The sequence below is a fragment of the Pseudomonas sp. MPC6 genome, from assembly GCF_006094435.1.
Classification (GTDB): Bacteria; Pseudomonadota; Gammaproteobacteria; order Pseudomonadales; family Pseudomonadaceae; genus Aquipseudomonas.
Genome location: NZ_CP034783.1, coordinates 469,040 through 490,697 on the forward strand (window position 1 = coordinate 469,040; position 21,658 = coordinate 490,697).

Annotated in this window: 19 protein-coding genes; 13 read left to right on the forward strand and 6 right to left on the reverse strand. The window is 59.6% G+C overall.

From position 1 onward, the window contains the following. Positions 1 to 121: 121 nt before the first annotated feature. From ELQ88_RS04165 to ELQ88_RS04175, 3 genes are all read left to right on the forward strand, one after another. On the forward strand, positions 122 to 3,343 hold the full coding sequence (locus ELQ88_RS04165) for a DUF2339 domain-containing protein (protein WP_138963792.1): 3,222 nt from the start codon (positions 122 to 124) through the stop codon (positions 3,341 to 3,343). 202 nt (positions 3,344 to 3,545) lie between these two features. Beyond that, on the forward strand, positions 3,546 to 4,556 hold the full coding sequence (locus ELQ88_RS04170; RefSeq protein ID WP_128872240.1) for a class 1 fructose-bisphosphatase: 1,011 nt from the start codon (positions 3,546 to 3,548) through the stop codon (positions 4,554 to 4,556). A gap of 3 nt (positions 4,557 to 4,559) precedes the next feature. Beyond that, a complete protein-coding gene (locus tag ELQ88_RS04175) occupies positions 4,560 to 5,162 on the forward strand; it encodes a DUF924 family protein (protein ID WP_128872239.1) in 603 nt (200 codons plus the stop codon). A gap of 123 nt (positions 5,163 to 5,285) precedes the next feature. On the opposite strand, the gene ELQ88_RS04180 is transcribed toward ELQ88_RS04175, so the two are convergent. Both ELQ88_RS04180 and ELQ88_RS04185 read right to left on the reverse strand, forming a co-directional pair. Further along, on the reverse strand, positions 5,286 to 7,178 hold the full coding sequence (locus ELQ88_RS04180) for a methyl-accepting chemotaxis protein (RefSeq protein WP_228761588.1): 1,893 nt from the start codon (positions 7,176 to 7,178) through the stop codon (positions 5,286 to 5,288). 76 nt (positions 7,179 to 7,254) lie between these two features. Beyond that, complete coding sequence (locus tag ELQ88_RS04185; protein WP_138963796.1) at positions 7,255 to 7,455, reverse strand: hypothetical protein; 201 nt, start codon at positions 7,453 to 7,455, stop codon at positions 7,255 to 7,257. Here ELQ88_RS04185 and ELQ88_RS04190 point away from each other — a divergent pair. Beyond that, complete coding sequence (locus ELQ88_RS04190) at positions 7,439 to 7,693, forward strand: hypothetical protein (protein ID WP_128872236.1); 255 nt, start codon at positions 7,439 to 7,441, stop codon at positions 7,691 to 7,693. The genes ELQ88_RS04185 and ELQ88_RS04190 overlap by 17 nt on opposite strands. Positions 7,694 to 7,724: 31 nt before the next feature. Continuing rightward, the gene (locus tag ELQ88_RS04195; RefSeq protein ID WP_138963797.1) at positions 7,725 to 8,294 is read left to right on the forward strand and encodes a lipocalin family protein; all 570 of its coding nucleotides are present in this window, start codon (positions 7,725 to 7,727) and stop codon (positions 8,292 to 8,294) included. A gap of 150 nt (positions 8,295 to 8,444) precedes the next feature. Here ELQ88_RS04195 and ELQ88_RS04200 read toward each other — a convergent pair whose 3' ends face one another. Beyond that, positions 8,445 to 9,809 carry a formimidoylglutamate deiminase gene (locus tag ELQ88_RS04200; RefSeq protein WP_128872234.1) on the reverse strand — a complete coding sequence of 455 codons (1,365 nt, stop codon included), beginning with the start codon at positions 9,807 to 9,809 and terminating at the stop codon, positions 8,445 to 8,447. A gap of 200 nt (positions 9,810 to 10,009) precedes the next feature. Between ELQ88_RS04200 and hutC the strand changes: the two genes are divergently transcribed. Continuing rightward, positions 10,010 to 10,678, forward strand: a complete 669-nt coding sequence (gene hutC, locus ELQ88_RS04205) for a histidine utilization repressor (RefSeq protein WP_228761636.1) — start codon at positions 10,010 to 10,012, stop codon at positions 10,676 to 10,678. 9 nt (positions 10,679 to 10,687) lie between these two features. Continuing rightward, a complete protein-coding gene (locus ELQ88_RS04210) occupies positions 10,688 to 11,257 on the forward strand; it encodes a HutD family protein (protein ID WP_138963799.1) in 570 nt (189 codons plus the stop codon). Between the two features lie 302 nt (positions 11,258 to 11,559). Here the strand turns inward: ELQ88_RS04210 and ELQ88_RS04215 are convergent, their stop codons facing one another. Genes ELQ88_RS04215 through ELQ88_RS04225 form a run of 3 tightly spaced genes read right to left on the reverse strand, consistent with a single transcriptional unit; the run spans position 11,560 to position 13,192 of the window. Beyond that, a complete protein-coding gene (locus ELQ88_RS04215; protein ID WP_138963801.1) occupies positions 11,560 to 11,847 on the reverse strand; it encodes a hypothetical protein in 288 nt (95 codons plus the stop codon). Further along, on the reverse strand, positions 11,844 to 12,575 hold the full coding sequence (locus ELQ88_RS04220; RefSeq protein ID WP_138963803.1) for a peptidoglycan recognition family protein: 732 nt from the start codon (positions 12,573 to 12,575) through the stop codon (positions 11,844 to 11,846). Before ELQ88_RS04220 ends, ELQ88_RS04215 begins: the two co-directional genes overlap by 4 nt. Further along, positions 12,572 to 13,192 carry a PAAR domain-containing protein gene (locus tag ELQ88_RS04225; protein WP_161599948.1) on the reverse strand — a complete coding sequence of 207 codons (621 nt, stop codon included), beginning with the start codon at positions 13,190 to 13,192 and terminating at the stop codon, positions 12,572 to 12,574. The genes ELQ88_RS04220 and ELQ88_RS04225 overlap by 4 nt, the downstream gene beginning before the upstream one ends. 570 nt (positions 13,193 to 13,762) lie before the next feature. On the opposite strand from ELQ88_RS04225, the gene hutU reads away from it, so the two are divergent. The 6 genes from hutU to hutH all read left to right on the forward strand — a co-directional run bounded on the left by hutU (position 13,763) and on the right by hutH (position 21,545). After that, on the forward strand, positions 13,763 to 15,445 hold the full coding sequence (hutU, locus tag ELQ88_RS04230; protein ID WP_128872231.1) for a urocanate hydratase: 1,683 nt from the start codon (positions 13,763 to 13,765) through the stop codon (positions 15,443 to 15,445). 146 nt (positions 15,446 to 15,591) lie between these two features. Further along, on the forward strand, positions 15,592 to 17,064 hold the full coding sequence (locus tag ELQ88_RS04240; RefSeq protein ID WP_128872230.1) for a cytosine permease: 1,473 nt from the start codon (positions 15,592 to 15,594) through the stop codon (positions 17,062 to 17,064). A gap of 68 nt (positions 17,065 to 17,132) precedes the next feature. Then, positions 17,133 to 18,101 carry an ABC transporter substrate-binding protein gene (locus ELQ88_RS04245; RefSeq protein WP_128872229.1) on the forward strand — a complete coding sequence of 323 codons (969 nt, stop codon included), beginning with the start codon at positions 17,133 to 17,135 and terminating at the stop codon, positions 18,099 to 18,101. A gap of 70 nt (positions 18,102 to 18,171) precedes the next feature. Further along, positions 18,172 to 19,023 carry a proline/glycine betaine ABC transporter permease gene (locus ELQ88_RS04250; RefSeq protein WP_128872228.1) on the forward strand — a complete coding sequence of 284 codons (852 nt, stop codon included), beginning with the start codon at positions 18,172 to 18,174 and terminating at the stop codon, positions 19,021 to 19,023. Next, the gene (locus ELQ88_RS04255; protein ID WP_128872227.1) at positions 19,020 to 19,850 is read left to right on the forward strand and encodes a glycine betaine/L-proline ABC transporter ATP-binding protein; all 831 of its coding nucleotides are present in this window, start codon (positions 19,020 to 19,022) and stop codon (positions 19,848 to 19,850) included. Before ELQ88_RS04250 ends, ELQ88_RS04255 begins: the two co-directional genes overlap by 4 nt. Before the next feature lie 171 nt (positions 19,851 to 20,021). Further along, positions 20,022 to 21,545, forward strand: coding sequence for a histidine ammonia-lyase (gene hutH / locus ELQ88_RS04260; RefSeq protein WP_138963809.1), 1,524 nt, complete (start codon positions 20,022 to 20,024; stop codon positions 21,543 to 21,545). Positions 21,546 to 21,658: the final 113 nt, after the last annotated feature.

The window sequence follows — 21,658 nt, forward strand, 5'->3', positions numbered from 1 at the left end:
TCGGCGTTCACCTGACATCGGGTGAATGCGGTCGGTGCAGGCGCTGCCGGACGCTGCGATCTTTGCTGTACGGGCTGCGCTAATCTTCTTGGATTGGCCACTGCGCTTAGGGATATCGACCATGCAATGGATGTTCATGCTGATTGGCCTGGTGCTGGGCTGGATGCTCGACGAGTCGTTCAGCGATGCGCTGTTGGGCGCATTGCTCGGGTTGGGGATCGGCCAGGCCATTTGCATCGGCCGTCTGGGTTCACAGGCCGCCGAGCAACGCTTGCTGCTTGAAAAGGCACAGGTTGCACTGCATGCGGTCGAGCAGCGTCTGGTCATGTTGGAGGTGTCAGGCGTCAAATCGGCTGAAGTCCGCGAGCCCGCTCCGTCCGCTGAAATCATTGTCGATGATGTTTCTGCCCAACCCCCCGAATTGATCTGGGAACTCCCGCCCGAACTCGAACCGATATCGGTTGCGGCCACCGAAACCAGGCCCCCGCCGCCCGTCGATGCCTGGAAACCCGAGCCGGTTGCCCGCAAACCGCATCAATCGGCCATCCCTCGCGACCCCGATTTGATCGAACGCGCTATCAGCGTCGTCCGCGCCTGGCTGTTCGGCGGCAACACCGTCCTGCGAGTCGGCGTGGTGCTGTTGTTCCTTGGCCTGGCATTTCTACTGCGTTATGCCACCGAAGGCATGGTGGTGCCGATTGAGTTGCGTTACGTCGGCGTCGCGACGGCGGCATTGGTCCTCCTGGGGTTGGGTTGGTGGCTCAGGGCGCGCAACAGCCAATACGCACTGGTGCTGCAAGGCACCGGGATCGCGGTGTTGTACCTGACCGTGTTTGCCGCGATGCGCCTGCATCCGCTGCTCGATCCATCGACGGCGTTGGCTCTGCTGGTCGCGGTGACGCTGTTCTCGGCGACTCTGGCCATTACCCAGGACGCTTTGGGGCTGGCTGTCGCTGCGGCACTCGGCGGTTTCGCGGCGCCTATCCTGACGTCCACCGGCGTCGGCAATCACGTTGTGCTGTTCAGTTACTTCGCCTTGCTCAATGCCGGCATCCTCGCCATCGCCTGGTTCAAGGCCTGGCGTTTGCTCAACCTGATCGGTTTTGTCGGCACCTTCGGCATCGGTTTGGCCTGGGGCCTGCGCGCCTATGCACCGGACCTGTTGTGGAGCACCGAGCCGTTCCTGATTCTGTTCTTCCTGATGTACCTGGCCATCGGCCTGCTATTTGCCCGGCGCAAGCTGCTGGAGAGGGCTGACGCGGCCGGGGATGACAGCCGCGAGGCGCTGCCGCGCCGATCGTCGCGCAAGGGTGACTATGTCGACGGCACCTTGCTGTTCGGCCCGCCGCTGGTGGGCTTCGGCTTGCAGTTCGCGTTAGTGCGGCACCTGGATTTCGCCGCGGCGTTCAGTGCGTTGGTGTTGGGCATGATCTACATGGGGCTCGCCCGATGGCTGAACGGGGGGCGGACCTTGCTGTTGGCGCAAACCTGTCTGGCGCTGGGCGTGATCTTCGCCACCCTGGCGATTCCGCTGGGGCTCGACGCCCGCTGGACGGCTGCCGCCTGGGCAGTGGAAGGTGCGGGGATTTTCTGGCTCGGCCTGCGTCAGCAACGACCGCTGGCCCGGGCCTTTGCCCTGCTGCTGCAACTGGGTTCGGCGCTGGCGTTCCTCGGTGAACTGCGCATGGGCGCGAGCAGCCTGCTGGGCGGGGCGCCGCTGGGGGCGTTGATGCTCGGCGGGGCGTTGTTGTTCAGCTTCTATCAATTGCGCAGCGCTTTGCCTGGACAGGCTTCGCAGTGGGAGCGTAAAGGGTTGCCAGTGCTGGCCAGCCTCGGTCTGGCCTTTCTGTACTTGCTGGCACCGCTGTTCTTCTTCACCCAAGGTACGGCGATCAGTTGGGCGCTGGGGGGGTTGGCGACGCTGTTTGGCGGCTTGCGTCTGCAATCCTGGACGTTCCTGTTCAGCGCGTTTGCCGTGCAATTACTGGGCGGCGCGGCGTTCCTGCTGGCCGGACCTGATCTGTTCGGGCCGTTGGCCGGCGAAGGTCTGCGCCCCTTGGCCCATGGCGGTTTCTGGACCCCGTGGGTGCTGGGCCTGGCCGCGATGGTCGGGGCTTGGCGGTTGCAGTTCGGCAACCCTGCCTCGGCGCTCGATACATCGAGTGTGCAGCGTTTGTCCGACGTGTTGCTGGTGTGGGGCGCGCTCTGGTGGGCGCTGGCGTGGATCGGTGAAGTGCTGCGGTTTGCCCCTGTGAATGTGCAAGCGACGTTATTGCTGTGGGTCGCGGCGATCAGTGTCGCCTTGTGGGCAATGTTGGCGCTGCGTCTGAAATGGCCGTCATTGGGATTGCTCTGCACCGTGCTGATGCCCGCCGCCGGCCTGGTATTGCTGGCGGCTTGGCACTCGCGTTATCACCCGGCTGCCGATATCGCCTGGTTAGCCTGGACGGCGGTGTTCGTTGTGCATTTCATTTCCCTGCGGCGTCTGGCGCCAATGTTGCCGGCGCGTCCCCTGAGCACAGCGCATGTCCTAGGCTGTTGGCTGCTGATCGGGGTACTGGCGCTGGAGTTGCGCTACGGCTTGATGGTGTTGTCCGAGCACTACAACGCCTGGCGCTGGTTGGGTTGGGCAATGCTGCCAAGCCTGTATCTGGTGCTCGCGGCTGCGCCCCGTGCCTGGCCTTGGCCGGTGTCGGCTTATCCCCGGGAATACCGTCTATACGCGGCAGCCCCCCTGGCATTGTTGATGCTCGGCTGGTTCTGGCTGGCGAACGTCGTCAGTGATGGCTCTGCCGAGCCGCTGCCCTATGTGCCACTGATCAACCCGCTGGAGTCAGGCCTGCTGTTCGCGCTGTTCGGCGTCTACGTCTGGTCACGCAGCGCGGTGACGCAATGGGCGATTCGCAAGGATTACGCCGCGCAAGCCGCGCGGCTGATCGCCGGGGTTTCGCTGTTTGCATTCTTTACTGCGCTGGTGATGCGCACCGCCCACCACTGGGGCGATGTGCCATTCGAACTGGATGCCTTGCTCGACTCCATGCGGGTTCAGGCCGGCCTCTCCATCGTCTGGACCTTGATCGCCCTGAGCCTGATGATCGGCGGTCATCTGCGCCATCGCCGCGAAGTCTGGCTGATCGGTGCGGCGCTGATCGGCGTAGTGGTGGCCAAGCTGTTCTTTGTCGAATTGAGCAACCGCGGCGGGCTGGCACGGATCGTGTCGTTTATCGGAGTGGGTGTTTTGCTGTTGGTGGTCGGTTATTTCGCCCCGTTGCCGCCCAGGCGCGTTGATGCTGTGCCTGATCCTGCAAAACCGGCCCCGCAAACCGAAGGCGTGTCGTCTTGAGTGGACAAATGTACGCATTCCAATGGGGGCGCGAACCTGCTGCTGAATGCGATTTATCTGGCGGAAAAGACGCCGGTTTCGAACTACGCTCATCCGGGGGCATGAACTCTATTGGGTGTAACACGTCTGATAGGAGGAAATGCGCCCCGACTCGCGTTAAACTGCGCGGGTTTTCAGCCCCCCCATTCCACCGGAGCCTTCCATGTCCCGCGTTACCTTGAGTCGCTATTTGATTGAGCAGACCCGTAGCAACAACACCCCTGCCGATCTGCGTTTCCTGATCGAAGTGGTGGCGCGTGCTTGCAAAGAGATCAACCACGCCGTGTCCAAAGGCGCCCTCGGTGGTGTTCTGGGCAGCATGGGCACTGAAAACGTTCAAGGTGAAGTGCAGAAAAAACTCGACGTGATCTCCAACGAGATCCTGCTCGAAGCCAACGAATGGGGCGGTCACCTGGCCGGCATGGCGTCCGAAGAAATGGACAACGCCTACCAGATCCCGGGCAAATACCCGAAAGGCGCGTACCTGCTGGTGTTCGACCCGCTGGACGGTTCGTCGAACATCGATATCAACGCGCCGGTCGGCACGATCTTCTCGGTACTGCGTTGCCCGAACGAATACCTGAGCCAGAACGAGCCCTTGAACGAAAAGGCTTTCCTGCAGCCAGGCACCGAACAAGTGGCTGCCGGTTACGCGATCTATGGTCCACAGACCATGTTGATCCTGACTCTGGGCGACGGCGTGAAAGGCTTCACCCTGGACCGTGAAATGGGCAGCTTCGTGCTGACTCACGAAGACATCAAGATCCCTGAAACCACCCAGGAATTCGCGATCAACTCGTCCAACCAGCGTCACTGGGAAGCGCCGGTACAACGCTACGTCAGCGAACTGCTGGCTGGCGAAGAAGGCCCGCTGAAAAAGAACTACAACATGCGCTGGGTCGCGGCGATGGTCGCCGATGTGCACCGCATCCTGACCCGTGGTGGCTTGTTCATGTACCCACGCGACAGCCGCGAGCCGTCCAAGCCGGGCAAGCTGCGTCTGATGTACGAAGCCAACCCGATGTCGTTCCTGGTTGAACAGGCCGGCGGCGCTTCCACCGATGGCCATCAGCGCATCCTCGACATCAAACCCGACGGCTTGCACCAGCGTGTCGCGGTGTTCCTCGGTTCGAAAGAAGAAGTCGCACGCGTCACGGCTTACCACAAGGAATAAACCATGACCGCGCCCTGGCAGCCGTTGCTCGAGTGGTGGTTCGGTACGTTCGAATCCCCCAGCGAAATAGCGGCTGACAAGGGCAGGTTATGGTTTGGCAAACGCGACAGCCAGGACCTCGAAGCGCGAACGCGTTTCGGGGGCTGGGTCGAGCAGGCACTGGCCGGCGGATTGACCGAGTGGGCGCAACGTCCCGATGGTTGGCTGGCCCTGGTGTTGTTGCTCGATCAACTGCCGCGGATGATCTTTCGCGACTCTCCAAAATCCTTTTCCGGCGATCTCAGGGCCCAGGCGCTGGTGGCGCAAGGCATTGCTGCGGATTTCGACCGGCAGTTGCGGCCTATCGAGCGGGTGTTCATCTACCTGGTGTTCGAGCACTGCGAGAATCTGGCGGTGCAGAATGAAGCCGTTTCCAGGTACATCGATCTGGTTGCGCAACAGCCGGAGTCCGATCGGACACTGTTCAACGATTACCTGGACTATGCCGAGCAGCATCAGCAGGTGATTGCGCGGTTTGGGCGGTTTCCGCACAGGAATGCGGTGTTGGGAAGGGAGTCTACTGCTGAGGAGTTGGCGTTTCTCTCCAGGCCGGGCTCTCGGTTTTAGTTTTCGATTGCTGCTGATGCCGCCTTCGCGGGCAAGCCTCGCTCTTACAGGGCTAGTGCAATATTTGATACCGCGCATAACCTGTAGGAGCGAGGCTTGCCCGCGAAGAGGCCGATTCAGACACTAGATCCTGAAACTGCCCACCAACTGTTTAAGCCGGGCCGCCTGCTGCTCAAGATCGGAACACGCACGCAAGGTCGCCTGCAAGTTCTCCACCCCTTCCTGATTCAGCGTGTTGATCTCGGTAATGTCGACGTTGATCGACTCCACCACGGCCGTCTGCTCTTCCGTCGCCGTCGCCACCGACTGGTTCATCCCGTCGATCTCGCCGATGCGCGCAGTGACGCTGCCCAGGCGTTCGCCAGCCTGATTGGCGATGCCGACGCTGCTTTCGCTCTGGCGCTGGCTGTCGGTCATGATGCTGACCGCTTCCCGGGCGCCCACTTGCAGTTCCTCGATCATCTTCTGCACTTGCTGCGCCGAATCCTGAGTGCGATGGGCGAGGTTGCGCACTTCGTCGGCGACCACGGCAAACCCGCGTCCGGCTTCGCCCGCACGCGCCGCTTCAATGGCTGCGTTGAGCGCCAACAGGTTGGTCTGCTGCGAGATGCTGGTGATCACTTCCAGAATCTGCCCGATGTTGACCGTGTTGCTGTTGAGCGTCTCGATGTTGCCGCACGAATCGCTGATCTTCGCCGAGAGCTGTTGCATCGCCGCGATGGTTTTATCCACCACTTGCTGACCATCCTCGGCCAGGCTGCGGGCATCGCTCGAGTGCTGGGAGGCGAGGGCGGCGTTCTGGGCGATTTCCTGGGCGGCAGCGCCCAATTCGTTGATGGCCGCGGCGACGCTGCTGGTGCGCGAGGCTTGCTGATCGGAGTTGAACATCGACGAGTTCGACGCGGCCACCACCCGCAAGGCCACTTCGTTGACCTGGCCGGTCGCCGAGGCCACTTCCCGAATCGAGCTGTGGATACGTTCGACAAAACGGTTGAACGAGGTGCCCAGCGCGCCGAATTCGTCATGGCCGTGGATGGTCAGGCGTTTGGTCAGGTCGCCTTCGCCTTCGGCGATGTCATGCATCGCGCGACCCATGGTCAACAGCGGCTGCATCAGGAAGCTGATCAACATCCCCAGCAGCGCGATGATGATCACCACCGCGATCACCATGGCAATGATCGCCGAGGTGCGAAATTCGCTGAGCATCGCGAAGGCGGTTTCCTGGTCCAGTACCAGCGCGACATACCAGTCCGCCGACGGCACACCGTTGACGTGGGTGAAGGAGATGAACTGGCGCTTGCCGTCGATCTCGACTTCTTTCATCCCCGGGCTGACTTTTGGCGTGCCGTTCGGATAAGCGTCGACCAGACCCTTGAGTACCAGTGTGCTGTCCGGGTGGATCAGGATCTTGCCGTCGGCACTGACGATGAACGCATGGCCGTGACCGCCGAAATTCAGCGAGTTGATGATGGCGCTGACACTGGACAGATCGATGTCTGCGCCGACGACGCCAATCATCTGGTTCTGATGCTTCACCGGGGTGGCGACGGTGATCACCAGTTTGCCTGACGAGGCCGCGATGTAGGGTTCGGTAACGATTGTCTGCTGCGCACTAGTGGCCGCCTTGTACCAGCCACGGGTACGGGGATCATAGTCCGCGGCGCGATTGCCGGCCGGAATCGAGAACATCACGCCATCTATGCCGCCGAAGTAACTCAGTTGGAAGTTGCTGGTGTAGGCCGGCAGGTCGATGGCGCGCTTGAGGCTGGCCTGGGCGCTGCCATCGACGGCGAGTTGCTGGGACAGCGATTGCAGCAACTGGATGCGGCTTTCCAGCCAGGTCTGGATATTGCTGGTGGTCAGGCTGCCGAGTTCCTGCATCGAGGCTTCGGTACTGCTGCGCAAGGTCTGGCGCTGGCGGTAGTCGTTGAACAGGATGAAACAAGCGAATGCAACGGCCACCACGAGGGCGGCAGCCAACAAGATCTTGTGGCTGAACTTCATGTTTCTGGTCATTAAATGATCTACCGCGGAGGGGGCTGGTGTAGGAGCAAGCTCGCTCCTACCTGTGTCGACTGGCCGGCGTCAAAGATTAGGCGTCTTTCGTCAAAATCGACGAAATATCCAACAGCAAAGCAAAGGGGCTGATTTTGCGGAAATAACCCAGACCAATGGCGAAACAAATAGCCGAACGTTCGGGGAACCACATGAGGGTTTTCTCTTCTAAGCTTCTGCTTGGCAGACATGCCATTCCCCTTCGCCCCAGGAGCCACACCATGTCGCTGCGTTCCATCGCCCTGCTTTCGTTCTGCGTGTTGTTGGCTGCGTGCAGCAAGGTCAATCAGGAAAACTATTCGAAGCTGTCGGCAGGCATGCCCAAAGCCGAGGTTGAAACCTTGCTGGGTAAACCCGCCGACTGCTCGGGCGCGCTCGGCATGTCCAGCTGCACCTGGGGCGACAAAAACAGCTTCATCAGCGTGCAGTACGCCGGTGACAAAGTGCTGATGTTTTCCGGCCAAGGCCTGAAGTAATCCGGGGCTATACGCCCACGGGAGAAAAACAATGAAGCGGTTACTGATTTTACTTTTTGCCGGCCTGATACTAGCCGGCTGCGCCACTTCCGGCGAAGACCCGTTGGCGCCCAAGACCGTCGACGGTGTCAACCTCAAGCGTTACCAGGGCACCTGGTACGAGCTGGCTCGTCTGCCCATGTACTTCCAGCGCAACTGCGCGCAATCCGAAGCCCATTACACCCTCAAGCCTGACGGCAACGTGCTGGTGTTGAACCGCTGCCTGACGTCGGACTGGCAATGGGAAGAGATCAAGGGCACGGCGTCTCCGCAGGTGCCCGGCAAGACTGACAAGCTCTTGGTCGAATTCGACACCTGGGTCTCGCGTTTGCTGCCAGGTATGGTGAAGGGAGAATACTGGGTGTTGTACGTCAGCGAAGACTACAAGACGGCAATCGTTGGCGACTCGAGCCGCAAATATCTGTGGCTGCTGTCGCGGACTCCGACGGTTAACGGTGTAGTGCGTGAAGAACTGCTGAGCAAGGCGCGCCAGCAGGGCTACGACACCACGCGTCTGATCTGGCGCGCATCGGATGCGCAGATGGCCAAGACCTCGAACTGAGCACGCATATCCCCCTGTAGGAGCTGGCTTGTGTAGGAGCTGGCTTGCCAGCGAAGGCGGTTTACCAGTCAACATCATCGTTGAACCTGATGGCCTCTTCGCTGGCAGGCCAGCTCCTACAGGAGGTTTGCATCAACCAGGGGGTTTGCGTCAGCCGAGGAGATCGCGCAAGACCTGGGTGAACGCTCGGTTGCTCTCTTCTTCGTCGGCATGACGCCCGTCACGCACAACCCACTGGCCATTGACCAGCACATCGCGCACCTGCCGATCACCACCGGCAAACAACCAACGGTTCAAGATCCCGTCACCACTGGCCGTCGCCAGGTACGGATCATTGCCGTCCAGCACCAGCCAATCCGCACGCTTGCCAACTTCCAGTGCGCCGATCGGCTGCCCCATTGCCTGAGCCCCGCCCTCCAGCGCCGCGTCATACAGCGTGCGGCCAACCATTGGCTGATCCGCGCCATACAACCGGTTACGCCGCTGATCACGCAGCCGCTGGCCGTATTCCAGCCAACGCAATTCTTCCACCACGCTGAGCGACACATGGCTGTCGGAACCGATGCCCATGCGCCCGCCCTGGGCCAGGAAATCCACCGCAGGGAAAATCCCGTCGCCGAGGTTGGCTTCGGTGGTCAGGCACAGGCCGGCAATGGCGCGGCTCTTGGCCATCAGCGTGACTTCCTCCGGGTTGGCGTGGGTGGCGTGGACCAGGCACCAGCGTTGATCGACTTCGGTATTTTCGTACAGCCATTGCAGCGGACGCCGGCCACTCCAGCCCAGGCAGTCATCGACTTCCTTCTGCTGTTCTGCGATGTGAATGTGTACCGGGCACTGTGGGTCGCTGGCTGCCAGCACTTCGCTGATCTGCTGCGGTGTGACTGCACGCAACGAGTGGAAACACAGACCCAGCGACTGTGCCGGCTGTTGCGCCAGGATCGGCTGCAAGCGCGACTGCAGCTTGAGATAGTTTTCGGTGCTGTTGATAAAGCGCCGCTGGCCATCGTTCGGGGCCTGGCCGCCGAAACCGGAATGGCTGTACAGCACGGGCAACAGCGTCAGGCCGATGCCGGCGGCACTGGCAGCCTGGCTGATGCGCAGGGCCAGTTCGGCCGGGTCTGCGTAAGGCTGACCATTGCTGTCGTGATGCACGTAATGAAATTCCGCGACCGAGGTATAACCGGCCTTGAGCATTTCGATGTACAGCTGACGCGCGATGACGCCGAGTTGATCCGGGCTGATTTTTCCGACGAGGCGATACATCAAATCGCGCCAGGTCCAGAAACTGTCGTTCGGATTACCCGCCACTTCCGCCAGCCCGGCCATGGCCCGCTGGAAGGCGTGGGAGTGCAGGTTGGGCATTCCCGGCAGCAGCGGACCGCTTAGCCGTTCGGCGCCATCTGCGTGAGAATCGGCCTGGATATGGGTCAGGATGCCCTCGGCATTGACCTCAAGACGTACATTGTTGGCCCATCCACTAGGCAGCAGCGCGCGATCGGCAAAGAAGGCGGACATGGTTCAGCACCCCATCGTGTGTTATTTGTATATACATATACAGACGTTTGCCTGCCCGGTAAACTCCGGCAAGCTAGCAATCTCTATCAGATGAACAAGGATTACCCGTGCCGACTCCGCCAGCCACATTGCCGCCAAATGCCAATCTGAGCGCCAATCTGGGCGACAGTCCGGCGCCCTTGTATGCCCGCGTCAAACAAATGATCACCCAGCAGATCGACAGTGGAAACTGGCCGCCGCACTACCGCGTTCCGTCGGAAAGCGAGCTGGTCAGCCAGCTGGGTTTCAGCCGCATGACCATCAACCGGGCCTTGCGCGAGATGACCGCCGACGGTCTGCTGGTGCGCATGCAGGGCGTCGGGACCTTCGTCGCCGAGCCGAAAAGCCAGTCCGCGTTGTTTGAAGTGCACAACATCGCCGACGAGATCGCCTCTCGTGGCCATCGCCACGCCTGCAAGGTGATCATCCTTGAAGAAGAGGCCGCCGGTTCCGAGCGGGCCCTGGCGCTGGACATGCGTGAAGGCCAGAAGGTGTTCCACTCGTTGATCGTGCATTACGAGAACGATATCCCGGTGCAAATCGAAGACCGTTTCGTCAACGCACTGGTGGCGCCGGACTACCTCAAGCAGGATTTCACCCTGCAAACGCCCTACGCCTACCTGAATCAGGTCGCGCCGCTGACCGAAGGCGAGCACGTGGTCGAGGCGATTCTGGCCGAGCCGTCCGAATGCAAATTGCTGCAGATTGAAAAAGGCGAGCCGTGCCTGCTGATTCGTCGCCGGACCTGGTCCGGCCGTCAGCCGGTGACGGCCGCCCGTTTGATCCACCCGGGTTCGCGCCATCGTCTGGAAGGGCGCTTTCATAAGTAAGGGGCAAAGATGAGTCAGTTGAAAGTCTTGCGCGCGGCAGATTACCCGCGCATGCCGTGGAAAAACGGTGGCGGCAGCACTGAAGAAATTACCCGTGATGCCGGCGCCGGTCTCGATGGTTTCGGTTGGCGTCTTTCGATTGCCGATATCGGCGAATCGGGCGGCTTCTCGACGTTCGCCGGTTATGAGCGGGTGATCACCGTGCTGCAGGGCGAGGGCATGATCTTGCGCGTTGACGGCCAGGACACTCGGCCATTGTTACCGCTGGACCCGTTCGCCTTCTGCGGCGAGAGCCAGGTGTCGTGCGCGCTGCTCGGGGGGCCGATTCGCGATTTCAACCTGATTTATGCGCCGCAGCGTTACAGCGCGCGGTTGCAGTGGCTGGCGGGCGAGCAGCGGTTTTTCAGTTCGGCCGGGACTGTGTTGGTGTTCAGCGTGGCCGATGCGCTGGAAGTGAAGGTCGGTAACAACGCCTCACAACTGGATCGCCATGATTGCCTGCAACTCGACGGTAACGTCGGCCTGCTGGAAGTCTCCAGCAATGGCCAGTGCTGTGTGATCGAACTGATCGCACGCTGATTCTAATCCTTAAATGGTTGCAGCCTGCGGCTCTTATGTGTGGCGGTTTGCAACCAAAAACGGTCGTGCTTGCATTCAATGTAATGCTCGACCAATATCGTCATCTGCAAGAGCTTCGTAGAAGCCAACGTAGGACACGGTTCTTTGGAGACCTGTCCTGGGTACTCGCTATGACCACCAAAATCTTGAGCCCACCGCCAGGGAGGTTTTGGTGTTCAGATTGCTTGACCGGTTAAAGTCCGCCTCCAAAGCATCTTTACCAGAACTGTGGAAGTGGTCTTGCCAGTTTTGAGATAATTCGTCTACATTTTTGCGCACATTTCCACATCAGCTTGCGTTTTTACTTCGGTTTCAATACCTAATCTATATTTGCAGTAATCAATTATGTCCTGTCGTAATTCATCGCTGAGCTTATCTACCTTACGATAGTCGCCATCATTAGCGTGAATATTATGGAACTTCATTCTTAGTGCAGGGGATTTTTTTATAAAAAAAATCGCTCTTACTTCACCTTCAGAGACTTCGTTGTAGTACCCGACATTCAGGATTGCCAATGTCGCGAGAAGGGCTGAGAGGAGGAAATATTTCATTGGGCTCGCGGGTTTGGCGGTGGCAATAATTGTGTTTTTATACGGATATTCCTTACTAGCTCCATGCCAATGTTTCCAGGGCAAGTTTTTCCATCTCTATCTTGCCCTGGGTACTCTCTGTGACCGCCGAATCGTTCAATCATGAATACACTTTTTAGTGCATTGATCAAATGCAGTAGCGCGTCAATTTGCGCTGCAGGTATCACGTTAGTTGTGCTATATCCTATAAATTCGAGTGCTTCGCGCCCTTTGGAAACTATGTCTCCCCCTTCTTCTGCTGTGGTCAGATTCTCAAGAAGCACAATGCCAATGACGCCTTTATTGAAAAGCTTAACGCTTGACGCTTGAAGCCGAATATCGCGTCCTTCTAGAACCGTGCCGTCACAGGCGATGCCGTAGTGATAGCCGATATCATCAAATTTATTGCCCATATGTTGGGCTTGGATGCCTTGCATCTGCTTAATGCCCCCGGGAGTACATTCGTATGAGCGGCCAGCATGGTGCAGCGCAATCATGGTGTAGTCCCAATCGAGTACCATCTCCGGCTTGCCTTTCAGCGCTCCCCAGAATGATCGCTCGACGAATGTTGCTTGCAGCGATCGAAGTTTTCTGATTATCACATCACGTGTGGCGGCGCGATCGTTAACCGTAATAGAAACAGGGTGTATCGGCTGGTCGGGCTTCACTTCCTGCGCCTTTGTCGTCGTTGTGAAGTTTGCTCTGCTCATACGATATCCTCCAAAAAGTCGGTCAACTCACGGGCAGGAGCCTGGAACATCACGTGAAGCTCGATCACAGAGCTGGCAGTATATGCCTCGACATATGCTATGCCGTTAGAGTCCGTGACCCCAACCTTTCGAAGTCCATCAACCATCGCAATATAAGTGCGATTGGCCAGCGGCATGCCAGTGTGGCTGTCGGTGATGGCAAAAGACTGGGCGAAGGATTTCGCAATGTGGATTGGTGGAGGGGCGGAATTGTCGAAGGTCGAGGTTTGAGCAAAGGTATGCTCAGAGTTAGATGCAACAGTGGTGTACTGAGTAGCTGAAGCGTACACAACGTGATCAGAGCACCCACAGGCTACCTTGTCGCCCATTGCAACGTAGGGTTGTTGTTCTGACCAGTCGTGAGCCGTCCCTATGATGGGAAACGCTCCCTTACACTGACTGCATCGAGCAAGGTCGCCCGATTGAACAATTGGTTTGTTACCTTCAAACCATGTTGCTGAGGCCGATAGAACCTCACCGTATGTTGTTTTGTCTCCAATACAGGCTAATGCTCTCAATGTGAATCTCTCCGGGGTGAAGAAATGACTCTTCCATTTTTCACTAAATTGTCGTTCCACTCCGACGGCTTTGTACTGGGTGAAATCAACGTAACGAAGGCGAAACCATAGGGCTTTGATTGCCTAAAGTAAGTAGGACGTTTCTGAAATTGCCTCATTGATTGCAGCGTCCACCAACCGTAATCGCGGAGCTACACAGGGGCGGGCGTACTATGGGGGGCGTTCGACGCGAATTTTGCGATCACCTCACTCATTCAGGAGCTTCGGCTGCGTTCTTTGTGGTCTTTAGCGTTTCCCATTGCGCACCAACTTGTTACCGAACGCCCCAGCGTGGCGCAAAACCACGCTCAAGTAACAGCGTCACTTCTTCCGCCACATCCCGCCCCGAAAAATTTCATCTTCGTCAGAGCCCTTGATCCAGGCGCTTTCCAGTCCTTTCAGGATTTTTCTTGAGTGCTCATCCAACAAGTTGGCCGCATGATTGCATATGCTTGTATGTACAAGTAAAGACGTATGCGTATGAGTCACGAAGACTCGACCGGCGTCCACTGATTCGCTGGTGTGCCTTTCTGCTCACCGGCTTGCTCGCCCACTGGGTTGGTTTGGATTGATTGCTGAGGAGTTCTTTTCGTGACTGAGAATAAACCTACAAAGTTTCGTGACGTTGAAATCCGCGCAGCCCGCGGTAACAAACTGACCGCCAAGAGCTGGCTGACCGAAGCGCCGCTGCGCATGCTGATGAACAACCTCGACCCGGAAGTCGCCGAGAACCCTAAGGAATTGGTGGTTTACGGTGGTATCGGTCGTGCGGCACGTAACTGGGAATGCTACGACAAGATCGTTGAAAGCCTGACCAACCTGAACGACGACGAGACCCTGCTGGTGCAATCCGGCAAGCCGGTCGGCGTGTTCAAGACCCACACCAATGCCCCGCGCGTACTGATCGCCAACTCCAACCTGGTGCCGCACTGGGCGAGCTGGGAACACTTCAACGAACTGGACGCCAAAGGCCTGGCCATGTATGGCCAGATGACCGCCGGCAGCTGGATCTACATCGGCAGCCAGGGCATCGTTCAAGGCACCTACGAAACCTTCGTCGAAGCCGGTCGCCAACACTACAACGATGACCTCAAAGGTCGTTGGGTCCTGACCGCCGGCCTCGGCGGCATGGGCGGCGCTCAACCACTGGCGGCGACCCTGGCCGGCGCTTGCTCGCTGAACATCGAATGCCAGCAGGTCAGCATCGATTTCCGCCTGAACAGCCGTTATGTCGATGAACAAGCCACCGACCTCGACGACGCGCTGGCCCGCATCGCCAAATACACCAAGGAAGGCAAGGCGATCTCCATCGCGCTGCTGGGCAACGCGGCGGAAATCCTGCCGGAACTGGTCAAGCGCGGCGTGCGCCCGGACATGGTCACCGACCAGACCAGTGCCCACGATCCGCTCAACGGTTACCTGCCGGCCGGCTGGACCTGGGAAGAGTACCGCGCTCGTGCCAAGACCGAGCCTGCTGCCGTGGTCAAAGCCGCCAAGCAATCGATGGCCGTGCACGTCAAAGCGATGCTCGAATTCCAGAAAATGGGCATTCCGACCTTCGACTACGGCAACAACATCCGTCAGATGGCCCAGGAAGAAGGCGTGGAAAACGCATTCGACTTCCCGGGTTTCGTGCCGGCTTACATCCGTCCGCTGTTCTGCCGCGGCATCGGTCCATTCCGTTGGGCTGCACTGTCGGGCAACGCTGAAGACATTTACAAAACCGACGCCAAGGTCAAGGAACTGATCCCGGACGACGCGCACCTGCACAACTGGCTGGACATGGCTCGCGAGCGCATCAGCTTCCAGGGTCTGCCGGCACGTATCTGCTGGGTTGGCCTGGGCCTGCGCGCCAAGCTGGGTCTGGCATTCAACGAAATGGTCCGTAGTGGTGAATTGTCCGCGCCAATCGTGATCGGTCGTGACCACCTGGACTCCGGTTCCGTAGCCAGCCCGAACCGCGAAACCGAGTCGATGCAGGACGGTTCCGACGCTGTGTCCGACTGGCCACTGCTCAACGCCCTGCTCAACACTGCGAGCGGCGCGACCTGGGTTTCCCTGCACCACGGCGGCGGCGTCGGCATGGGCTTCTCCCAGCATTCGGGCATGGTGATTGTCTGCGACGGTACTGACGAAGCGGCCGAGCGTATCGCTCGCGTGCTGCACAACGACCCGGCGACCGGTGTCATGCGTCACGCCGATGCGGGTTATCAGATCGCGATCGATTGCGCCAAGGAACAGGGGCTGAACCTGCCGATGATTACCGGCAAATAAAACAGGCCTTGGCTTGACGCAAAACCTGTAGGAGCTGGCTTGCCAGCGAATGATGCACCTCGGTGTGCCAGGAAGGACGCCTTGGCGAGCAAGCTCGCTCCTACAGGGATCACCAACCCAGAATAACAATCCACAGAGGTTGAACAATGGCTGTTAATGACGATCGTGCAGGCAACAAACCGTTGATCGAGAAACGTTCGATCGACTACATCCCGGAAGCGGAGAGACACGGTCGTCTGTTGAGCCAGTTCACCCTGTGGATGGGCGCCAACCTGCAAATCACCGCGATTGTCACCGGGGCCCTGGCCGTGGTGCTGGGCGGTGACGTGTTCTGGTCGTTGATCGGTCTGTTGATCGGTCAACTGCTCGGCGGTGGCGTAATGGCGCTGCATGCCGCGCAAGGGCCCAAGCTTGGCCTGCCGCAGATGATCTCCAGCCGGGTGCAGTTCGGCGTGTATGGCGCGGCCATCCCGATCGTGCTGGTCTGTCTGATGTACCTCGGTTTCACCGCAACGGGCACCGTGCTTTCCGGCCAGGCGCTGGGCCAGTTGTTTGGCGTCAGCGACAGCGTCGGTATCCTCATCTTCGCCAGTGTCATCGTGCTGGTCACGGTGCTCGGTTATCGGGTGATCCATTTCATCGGCCGTGTCGCCAGCGTCATTGGCGTGATTGCCTTCGTTTACCTGTTCAGTCGCCTGATGAGCCAGACTGATGTTGGCGCGCTCCTGCAAATCCGCCACTTCAGCTGGACCAGCTTTCTGCTCGCGGTGTCGCTCGCGGCGTCCTGGCAGATCGCCTTCGGCCCCTACGTGGCTGACTATTCACGCTACCTGCCGAGCAAGACTTCCTCGGTGAAGACCTTTTTCGCGGCCGGTGCGGGTTCGGTGATTGGCGCACAGGTGGCGATGATCCTCGGCGTGCTTGCCGCCGCCTCGGCCAACGGGCAGTTCGCCGGCCACGAAGTGGCCTACATCGTGGGTCTGGGCGGTACCGGTGCCACCGCTGCGCTGCTGTACTTCAGCATCGCGTTCGGGAAGGTCACCATCTCCACGCTGAACTCCTACGGCAGCTTCATGTGCATTGCGACCGTCATCAGCGGTTTCCGTGGCGACCTGAAAGTGACGCGCTTGCAGCGTCTGGTCTTCGTGCTGGTCATCGTCGGCACGGCGACCCTGATCGCGTTGCTCGGTCAGCACTCGTTCCTCGGTGCGTTCAAGTCCTTCATCCTGTTCTTGCTGGCGTTCTTTACGCCATGGAGCGCGATCAACCTGGTGGACTACTACTGCATCACTCGCGAGCGCTATGACGTGCCGGCGCTGGCCGATCCGAACGGTCGCTACGGCCGTTGGAACCCCCTCGGCATCAGCGTCTATGTCTTCGGTGTGCTGGTGCAACTGCCGTTCATCTCCACCAAGTTCTATACCGGTCCGCTGGTGGACGCTCTGGGTGGGGTGGATATTTCCTGGATCATCGGGCTGGTGCTTCCCGCAGCCTTGTATTACGTGTGTGCGAAAAAATGGCACAGCGCAGTACCCGATCAACTGATCCTGCCGATCGAGCAGGACAGCGTTGTACAACCCAAAACAAGCGGGGCCTGTCGCACTGCGGTGCAGGCCTGATTGGACGTGGACAGGGCTGGATGCCTCTTGACTGCCGTAAGCCAATTCATGATTAGGAGCGTCACACAATGAAATCGAACAAGACCCTGCTGACCACATTGCTTTCCATGGGCCTGCTCGCCAGTGCCGGCGCCACTCAGGCAGCCGGTTGGTGCGAGTCGGGCAAACCGGTGAAATTCGCCGGCCTGAACTGGGAAAGCGGCATGCTGCTGACCGATGTCATGCAAGTGGTGCTGGAGAAAGGCTACGACTGCAAGACGGACAGCCTGCCAGGCAACTCCATCACCATGGAAAACGCCCTGAGCAGCAACGATATTCAAGTGTTCGCCGAAGAATGGGTCGGCCGCAGCGAAGTCTGGAACAAGGCCGAGAAGGCCGGCAAGGTGGTCGGTGTCGGCGCTCCGGTCGTTGGCGCGGTCGAAGGCTGGTATGTGCCGCGTTACGTGATCGAAGGCGACGCCAAGCGCAAGCTGGAGCCAAAAGCCCCGGACCTCAAGGCGATCGCCGATCTGGGCAAATACGCCACCGTGTTCAAGGATCAGGAAGAGCCATCCAAGGGCCGCTTCTATAACTGCCCGGCCGGCTGGACCTGTGAGCTGGACAACAGCGAAATGCTCAAAAGCTACGGCCTGGAAAGCACCTACACCAACTTCCGCCCAGGCACTGGCCCGGCGCTGGATGCAGCGGTGCTGTCGAGCTACAAGCGTGGCGAGCCGATCCTGTTCTACTACTGGTCGCCAACCCCGCTGATGGGCCAGGTCGACCTGGTCAAGCTTGAAGAAAAACCGGGTGTGGACAAGAGCGTGACCATCAAGGTCGGCCTGTCCAAAACCTTCCACGAGCAAGCCCCGGAACTGGTGGCCGTGCTGGAAAAGGTCAACCTGCCGATCGACCTGCTGAACCAGAACCTCGGGCGCATGGCCAAAGAGCGGATCGAGTCACCAAAACTGGCGAAAATCTTCCTCAAGGAACATCCTGAAGTCTGGCACGCATGGGTGAGCGAAGACGCAGCCAAAAAGATCGACGCGGCCTTGTAGGTCGAGCTTTACCGGCTGCCGTCAGCGGCAGTCGGATGCTTGATCGCAACCCCTTGATTGAGAGTCTCTTATGTTTCCCGAAAACTTTACTTTTTCCATCGCCGACTGGGTCAACAGTTGGGTCGATTCGCTGGTCACCAACTACGGCGATGTGTTCCGCAGCATCTCCGACACCCTGTTGTGGGCCATCGTCAATCTTGAAGGGCTGCTACGTGCGGCCCCCTGGTGGCTGATGCTGGCGATCGTGGCGGGCGTTGCCTGGCACGCGACCCGCAAAGTCGTGACCACGTCCGTCATCGTCGGCCTGCTGTTCCTGGTGGGGGCGGTCGGCCTCTGGGACAAGCTGATGCAGACCCTGGCGCTGATGATGGTGGCGACGGTCATCTCGGTGCTGATCGGCATTCCGCTGGGCATTCTCTCGGCGCGCAGCAATCGCCTGCGTTCGGTGCTGATGCCGCTGCTGGACATCATGCAGACCATGCCGAGCTTCGTGTACCTGATCCCGGTGCTGATGCTGTTCGGCCTGGGCAAGGTCCCGGCGATTTTCGCCACCGTCATCTACGCGGCGCCACCGCTGATCCGTCTGACCGACCTGGGCATTCGCCAGGTCGACGGTGAAGTGATGGAAGCGATCAACGCCTTCGGTGCCAACCGCTGGCAGCAACTGTTTGGCGTGCAACTGCCGCTGGCCCTGCCGAGCATCATGGCCGGGATCAACCAGACCACCATGATGGCCCTGTCGATGGTAGTGATTGCCTCGATGATCGGTGCCCGTGGCCTGGGCGAAGACGTGTTGGTGGGGATTCAGACCCTCAACGTCGGACGAGGCCTCGAAGCCGGTCTGGCGATCGTGATTCTGGCAGTGGTCATCGACCGCATTACTCAGGCGTATGGTCGGCCACGGCATGAGGTGAGCAAATGAACAACGAAGCCATCAGCAAGATTGAAGTCAAGAACGTCTTCAAGATTTTCGGCAACCGTTCCAAGGAAGCGCTGGCCATGGTCGGCCAGGGCAAGACCAAGGACCAGGTTTTGGCCGAAACCGGCTGCGTGGTCGGCGTCAACGACCTGTCGCTGAGCATCGGCACCGGCGAGATCTTCGTGATCATGGGCCTGTCGGGTTCCGGCAAGTCGACGCTGGTGCGCCACTTCAATCGCCTGATCGACCCGACCAGCGGCGCGATCCTGGTGGACGGCGTGGACATCCTGCAATACGACATGGACGCCCTGCGCGAATTTCGCCGACACAAGATCAGCATGGTGTTCCAGAGCTTCGGCCTGTTGCCGCACAAAACCGTGGTGGACAACGTCGCCTACGGCCTGAAAGTGCGTGGCGAGAGCAAGCAGATGTGCACCGAGCGCGCGCTGCACTGGATCAACACCGTGGGCCTCAAGGGCTACGAAAACAAATACCCGCATCAGTTGTCGGGCGGCATGCGCCAGCGTGTGGGCCTGGCCCGCGCACTCGCGGCGGACACCGACATCATCCTGATGGACGAAGCGTTCAGCGCCCTTGATCCACTCATCCGCGCTGAAATGCAGGATCAGTTGCTGGAGCTGCAAAAGACCCTGCACAAGACCATCGTCTTCATCACCCACGACCTCGACGAGGCCGTGCGGATCGGCAACCGCATTGCGATCCTCAAGGACGGCCGGCTGATTCAGGTCGGTACGCCGAGAGAGATCCTGCATTCGCCGGCGGATGAGTATGTCGACCGGTTCGTGCAGCGGCGGGCTGCGGTGGTTTAAAGAGATTTGCGGTGATAGTGCCGGCCTCTTCGCGAGCAAGCCCGCTCCCACATTTGTTCGGCGTTGTGCCGAAAATTTGTGAACACCACAGATCAAATGTGGGAGCGGGCTTGCTCGCGAAGGCGTCAGTGAAGCTGCATCAATATTCAGGTTGTACGCACGAGGTTGAAGATGTCCCAGGTTGAAAAAATCGTTATCGCCGACGCCCCGTTGCGCTGGCAGGATGTGGTCGCAGTCGCTCGCCATGGCGCACAACTGGAGCTGTCGACCCAGACCTGGGCGCGGATCGAGAATGCCCAGGCCATCGTCCAGCGCATCGTCGCCAGCGGCGAACGCGCCTATGGCGTCAACACCGGTCTGGGGGCGTTGTGCAACGTCTCGCTCAAAGACGAGCAACTCAGCCAACTGTCGCGCAACACCTTGCTCAGTCACGCCTGCGGCGTTGGCGCTCCGCTGGCCGACGAACAGACCCGCGCGATCATGTGCGCCGCGATCCATGTGTACTCCTATGGCAAATCCGGCATTCATCGCCAGGTCGTCGAAGCCCTGCTGGCGCTGCTCAACCGCGGCATAACCCCGCAAGTGCCATCCCAGGGTTCGGTCGGTTACCTGACCCACATGGCTCACATCGGCATCGCGCTGCTGGGAGTCGGCAATGTCAGCTATCGCGGGCAGATCATTGGCGCGCAGCAGGCACTGGCAGAAGAAGGTCTGCAACCGGTTCAGCTCGGCGCCAAGGACGGTTTGTGCCTGGTCAACGGCACGCCATGCATGACCGGCCTCAGCTGCCTGGCGATTGCCGACGCCACGCGCCTGGTGCAGTGGGCTGACGTGATCGGCGCGATGAGCTTCGAAGCCCAGCGCGGCCAGATCGCGGCGTTCGATGCCGAAATCATCGCGCTTAAACCGCATCCGGGCATGCAACGGGTCGGGGTCAACCTGCGCGCCTTGCTCGATGGCAGTGAAGTGATCGCCAGCAGCAAAGGCATTCGCACCCAGGACGCGTTGAGCATCCGGTCGATCCCGCAAGTCCACGGCGCCGCACGGGATCAACTGGCGCACGCGATTCAACAGATTGAAATCGAACTCAACTCGGTCACGGACAACCCGATGCTGCTGGGCACGCCGGACAATTTCCGTATCGTGTCCCAGGCCAACCCGCACGGTCAGTCCGTGGCAATGGCGGCCGACCTGCTGGCCATCGCCATGGCAGAAATCGGCTCCATCGCCGAGCGGCGTCTGGACCGTTTGATCAACCCGCATGTCAGCGGTCTTCCGGCCTTTCTGGTGGCCAACCCGGGGGTGAACTCCGGGATGATGATCGTCCAGTATGTCGCCGCTTCCCTGTGCGCGGAAAACCGCCAGTTGGCGCAACCGGCGGTGCTCGACAACTACGTCACCTCGGGTCTGCAGGAAGACCACCTGAGCCTGGGCACCAACGCGGCGCTGAAGCTGCATCGCGCGCTGGAAAACTGCACGCAGATCCTCGCCATCGAATATCTTCTGGCGGCCCAGGCGTTTGAATTCCTCAAGGAACAACGCTTCGGCGCCGGCACCGATGCCGCATGGCGTCTGCTGCGCGAACGGGTTCCAGCCTACGATCAGGACCGCTGGCTGGCGCCGGACATCGCCGCCGCCGCGGGCGTTTTGAAAGACCCGGTCTTGCTGCAAAAAGCCTTGCCGAATTTGCACTGATTTCCATACAAAACCAGCGTGCCAAGGCGCCAGCCCCCTCAGAAAGGCGGGAAGCGACGGACAACGGATATCTCCGGAGCGTCTGGTAGTTAATAACACTCTCAAAAGGAGCA

What these genes read in the sequence shown, in the direction of transcription:
- ELQ88_RS04165 (WP_138963792.1), top strand. Translation starts at nt 122, where the DNA reads ATGCAATGGATGTTCATGCTGATTGGCCTGGTGCTGGGCTGGATGCTC.
- ELQ88_RS04170 (WP_128872240.1), top strand. Translation starts at nt 3,546, where the DNA reads ATGTCCCGCGTTACCTTGAGTCGCTATTTGATTGAGCAGACCCGTAGC.
- ELQ88_RS04175 (WP_128872239.1), top strand. Translation starts at nt 4,560, where the DNA reads ATGACCGCGCCCTGGCAGCCGTTGCTCGAGTGGTGGTTCGGTACGTTC.
- ELQ88_RS04180 (WP_228761588.1), bottom strand. Translation starts at nt 7,178, where the DNA reads ATGACCAGAAACATGAAGTTCAGCCACAAGATCTTGTTGGCTGCCGCC.
- ELQ88_RS04190 (WP_128872236.1), top strand. Translation starts at nt 7,439, where the DNA reads ATGTCGCTGCGTTCCATCGCCCTGCTTTCGTTCTGCGTGTTGTTGGCT.
- ELQ88_RS04185 (WP_138963796.1), bottom strand. Translation starts at nt 7,455, where the DNA reads ATGGAACGCAGCGACATGGTGTGGCTCCTGGGGCGAAGGGGAATGGCA.
- ELQ88_RS04195 (WP_138963797.1), top strand. Translation starts at nt 7,725, where the DNA reads ATGAAGCGGTTACTGATTTTACTTTTTGCCGGCCTGATACTAGCCGGC.
- ELQ88_RS04200 (WP_128872234.1), bottom strand. Translation starts at nt 9,809, where the DNA reads ATGTCCGCCTTCTTTGCCGATCGCGCGCTGCTGCCTAGTGGATGGGCC.
- hutC (WP_228761636.1), top strand. Translation starts at nt 10,010, where the DNA reads ATGATCACCCAGCAGATCGACAGTGGAAACTGGCCGCCGCACTACCGC.
- ELQ88_RS04210 (WP_138963799.1), top strand. Translation starts at nt 10,688, where the DNA reads ATGAGTCAGTTGAAAGTCTTGCGCGCGGCAGATTACCCGCGCATGCCG.
- ELQ88_RS04215 (WP_138963801.1), bottom strand. Translation starts at nt 11,847, where the DNA reads ATGAAATATTTCCTCCTCTCAGCCCTTCTCGCGACATTGGCAATCCTG.
- ELQ88_RS04220 (WP_138963803.1), bottom strand. Translation starts at nt 12,575, where the DNA reads ATGAGCAGAGCAAACTTCACAACGACGACAAAGGCGCAGGAAGTGAAG.
- ELQ88_RS04240 (WP_128872230.1), top strand. Translation starts at nt 15,592, where the DNA reads ATGGCTGTTAATGACGATCGTGCAGGCAACAAACCGTTGATCGAGAAA.
- ELQ88_RS04245 (WP_128872229.1), top strand. Translation starts at nt 17,133, where the DNA reads ATGAAATCGAACAAGACCCTGCTGACCACATTGCTTTCCATGGGCCTG.
- ELQ88_RS04250 (WP_128872228.1), top strand. Translation starts at nt 18,172, where the DNA reads ATGTTTCCCGAAAACTTTACTTTTTCCATCGCCGACTGGGTCAACAGT.
- ELQ88_RS04255 (WP_128872227.1), top strand. Translation starts at nt 19,020, where the DNA reads ATGAACAACGAAGCCATCAGCAAGATTGAAGTCAAGAACGTCTTCAAG.
- hutH (WP_138963809.1), top strand. Translation starts at nt 20,022, where the DNA reads ATGTCCCAGGTTGAAAAAATCGTTATCGCCGACGCCCCGTTGCGCTGG.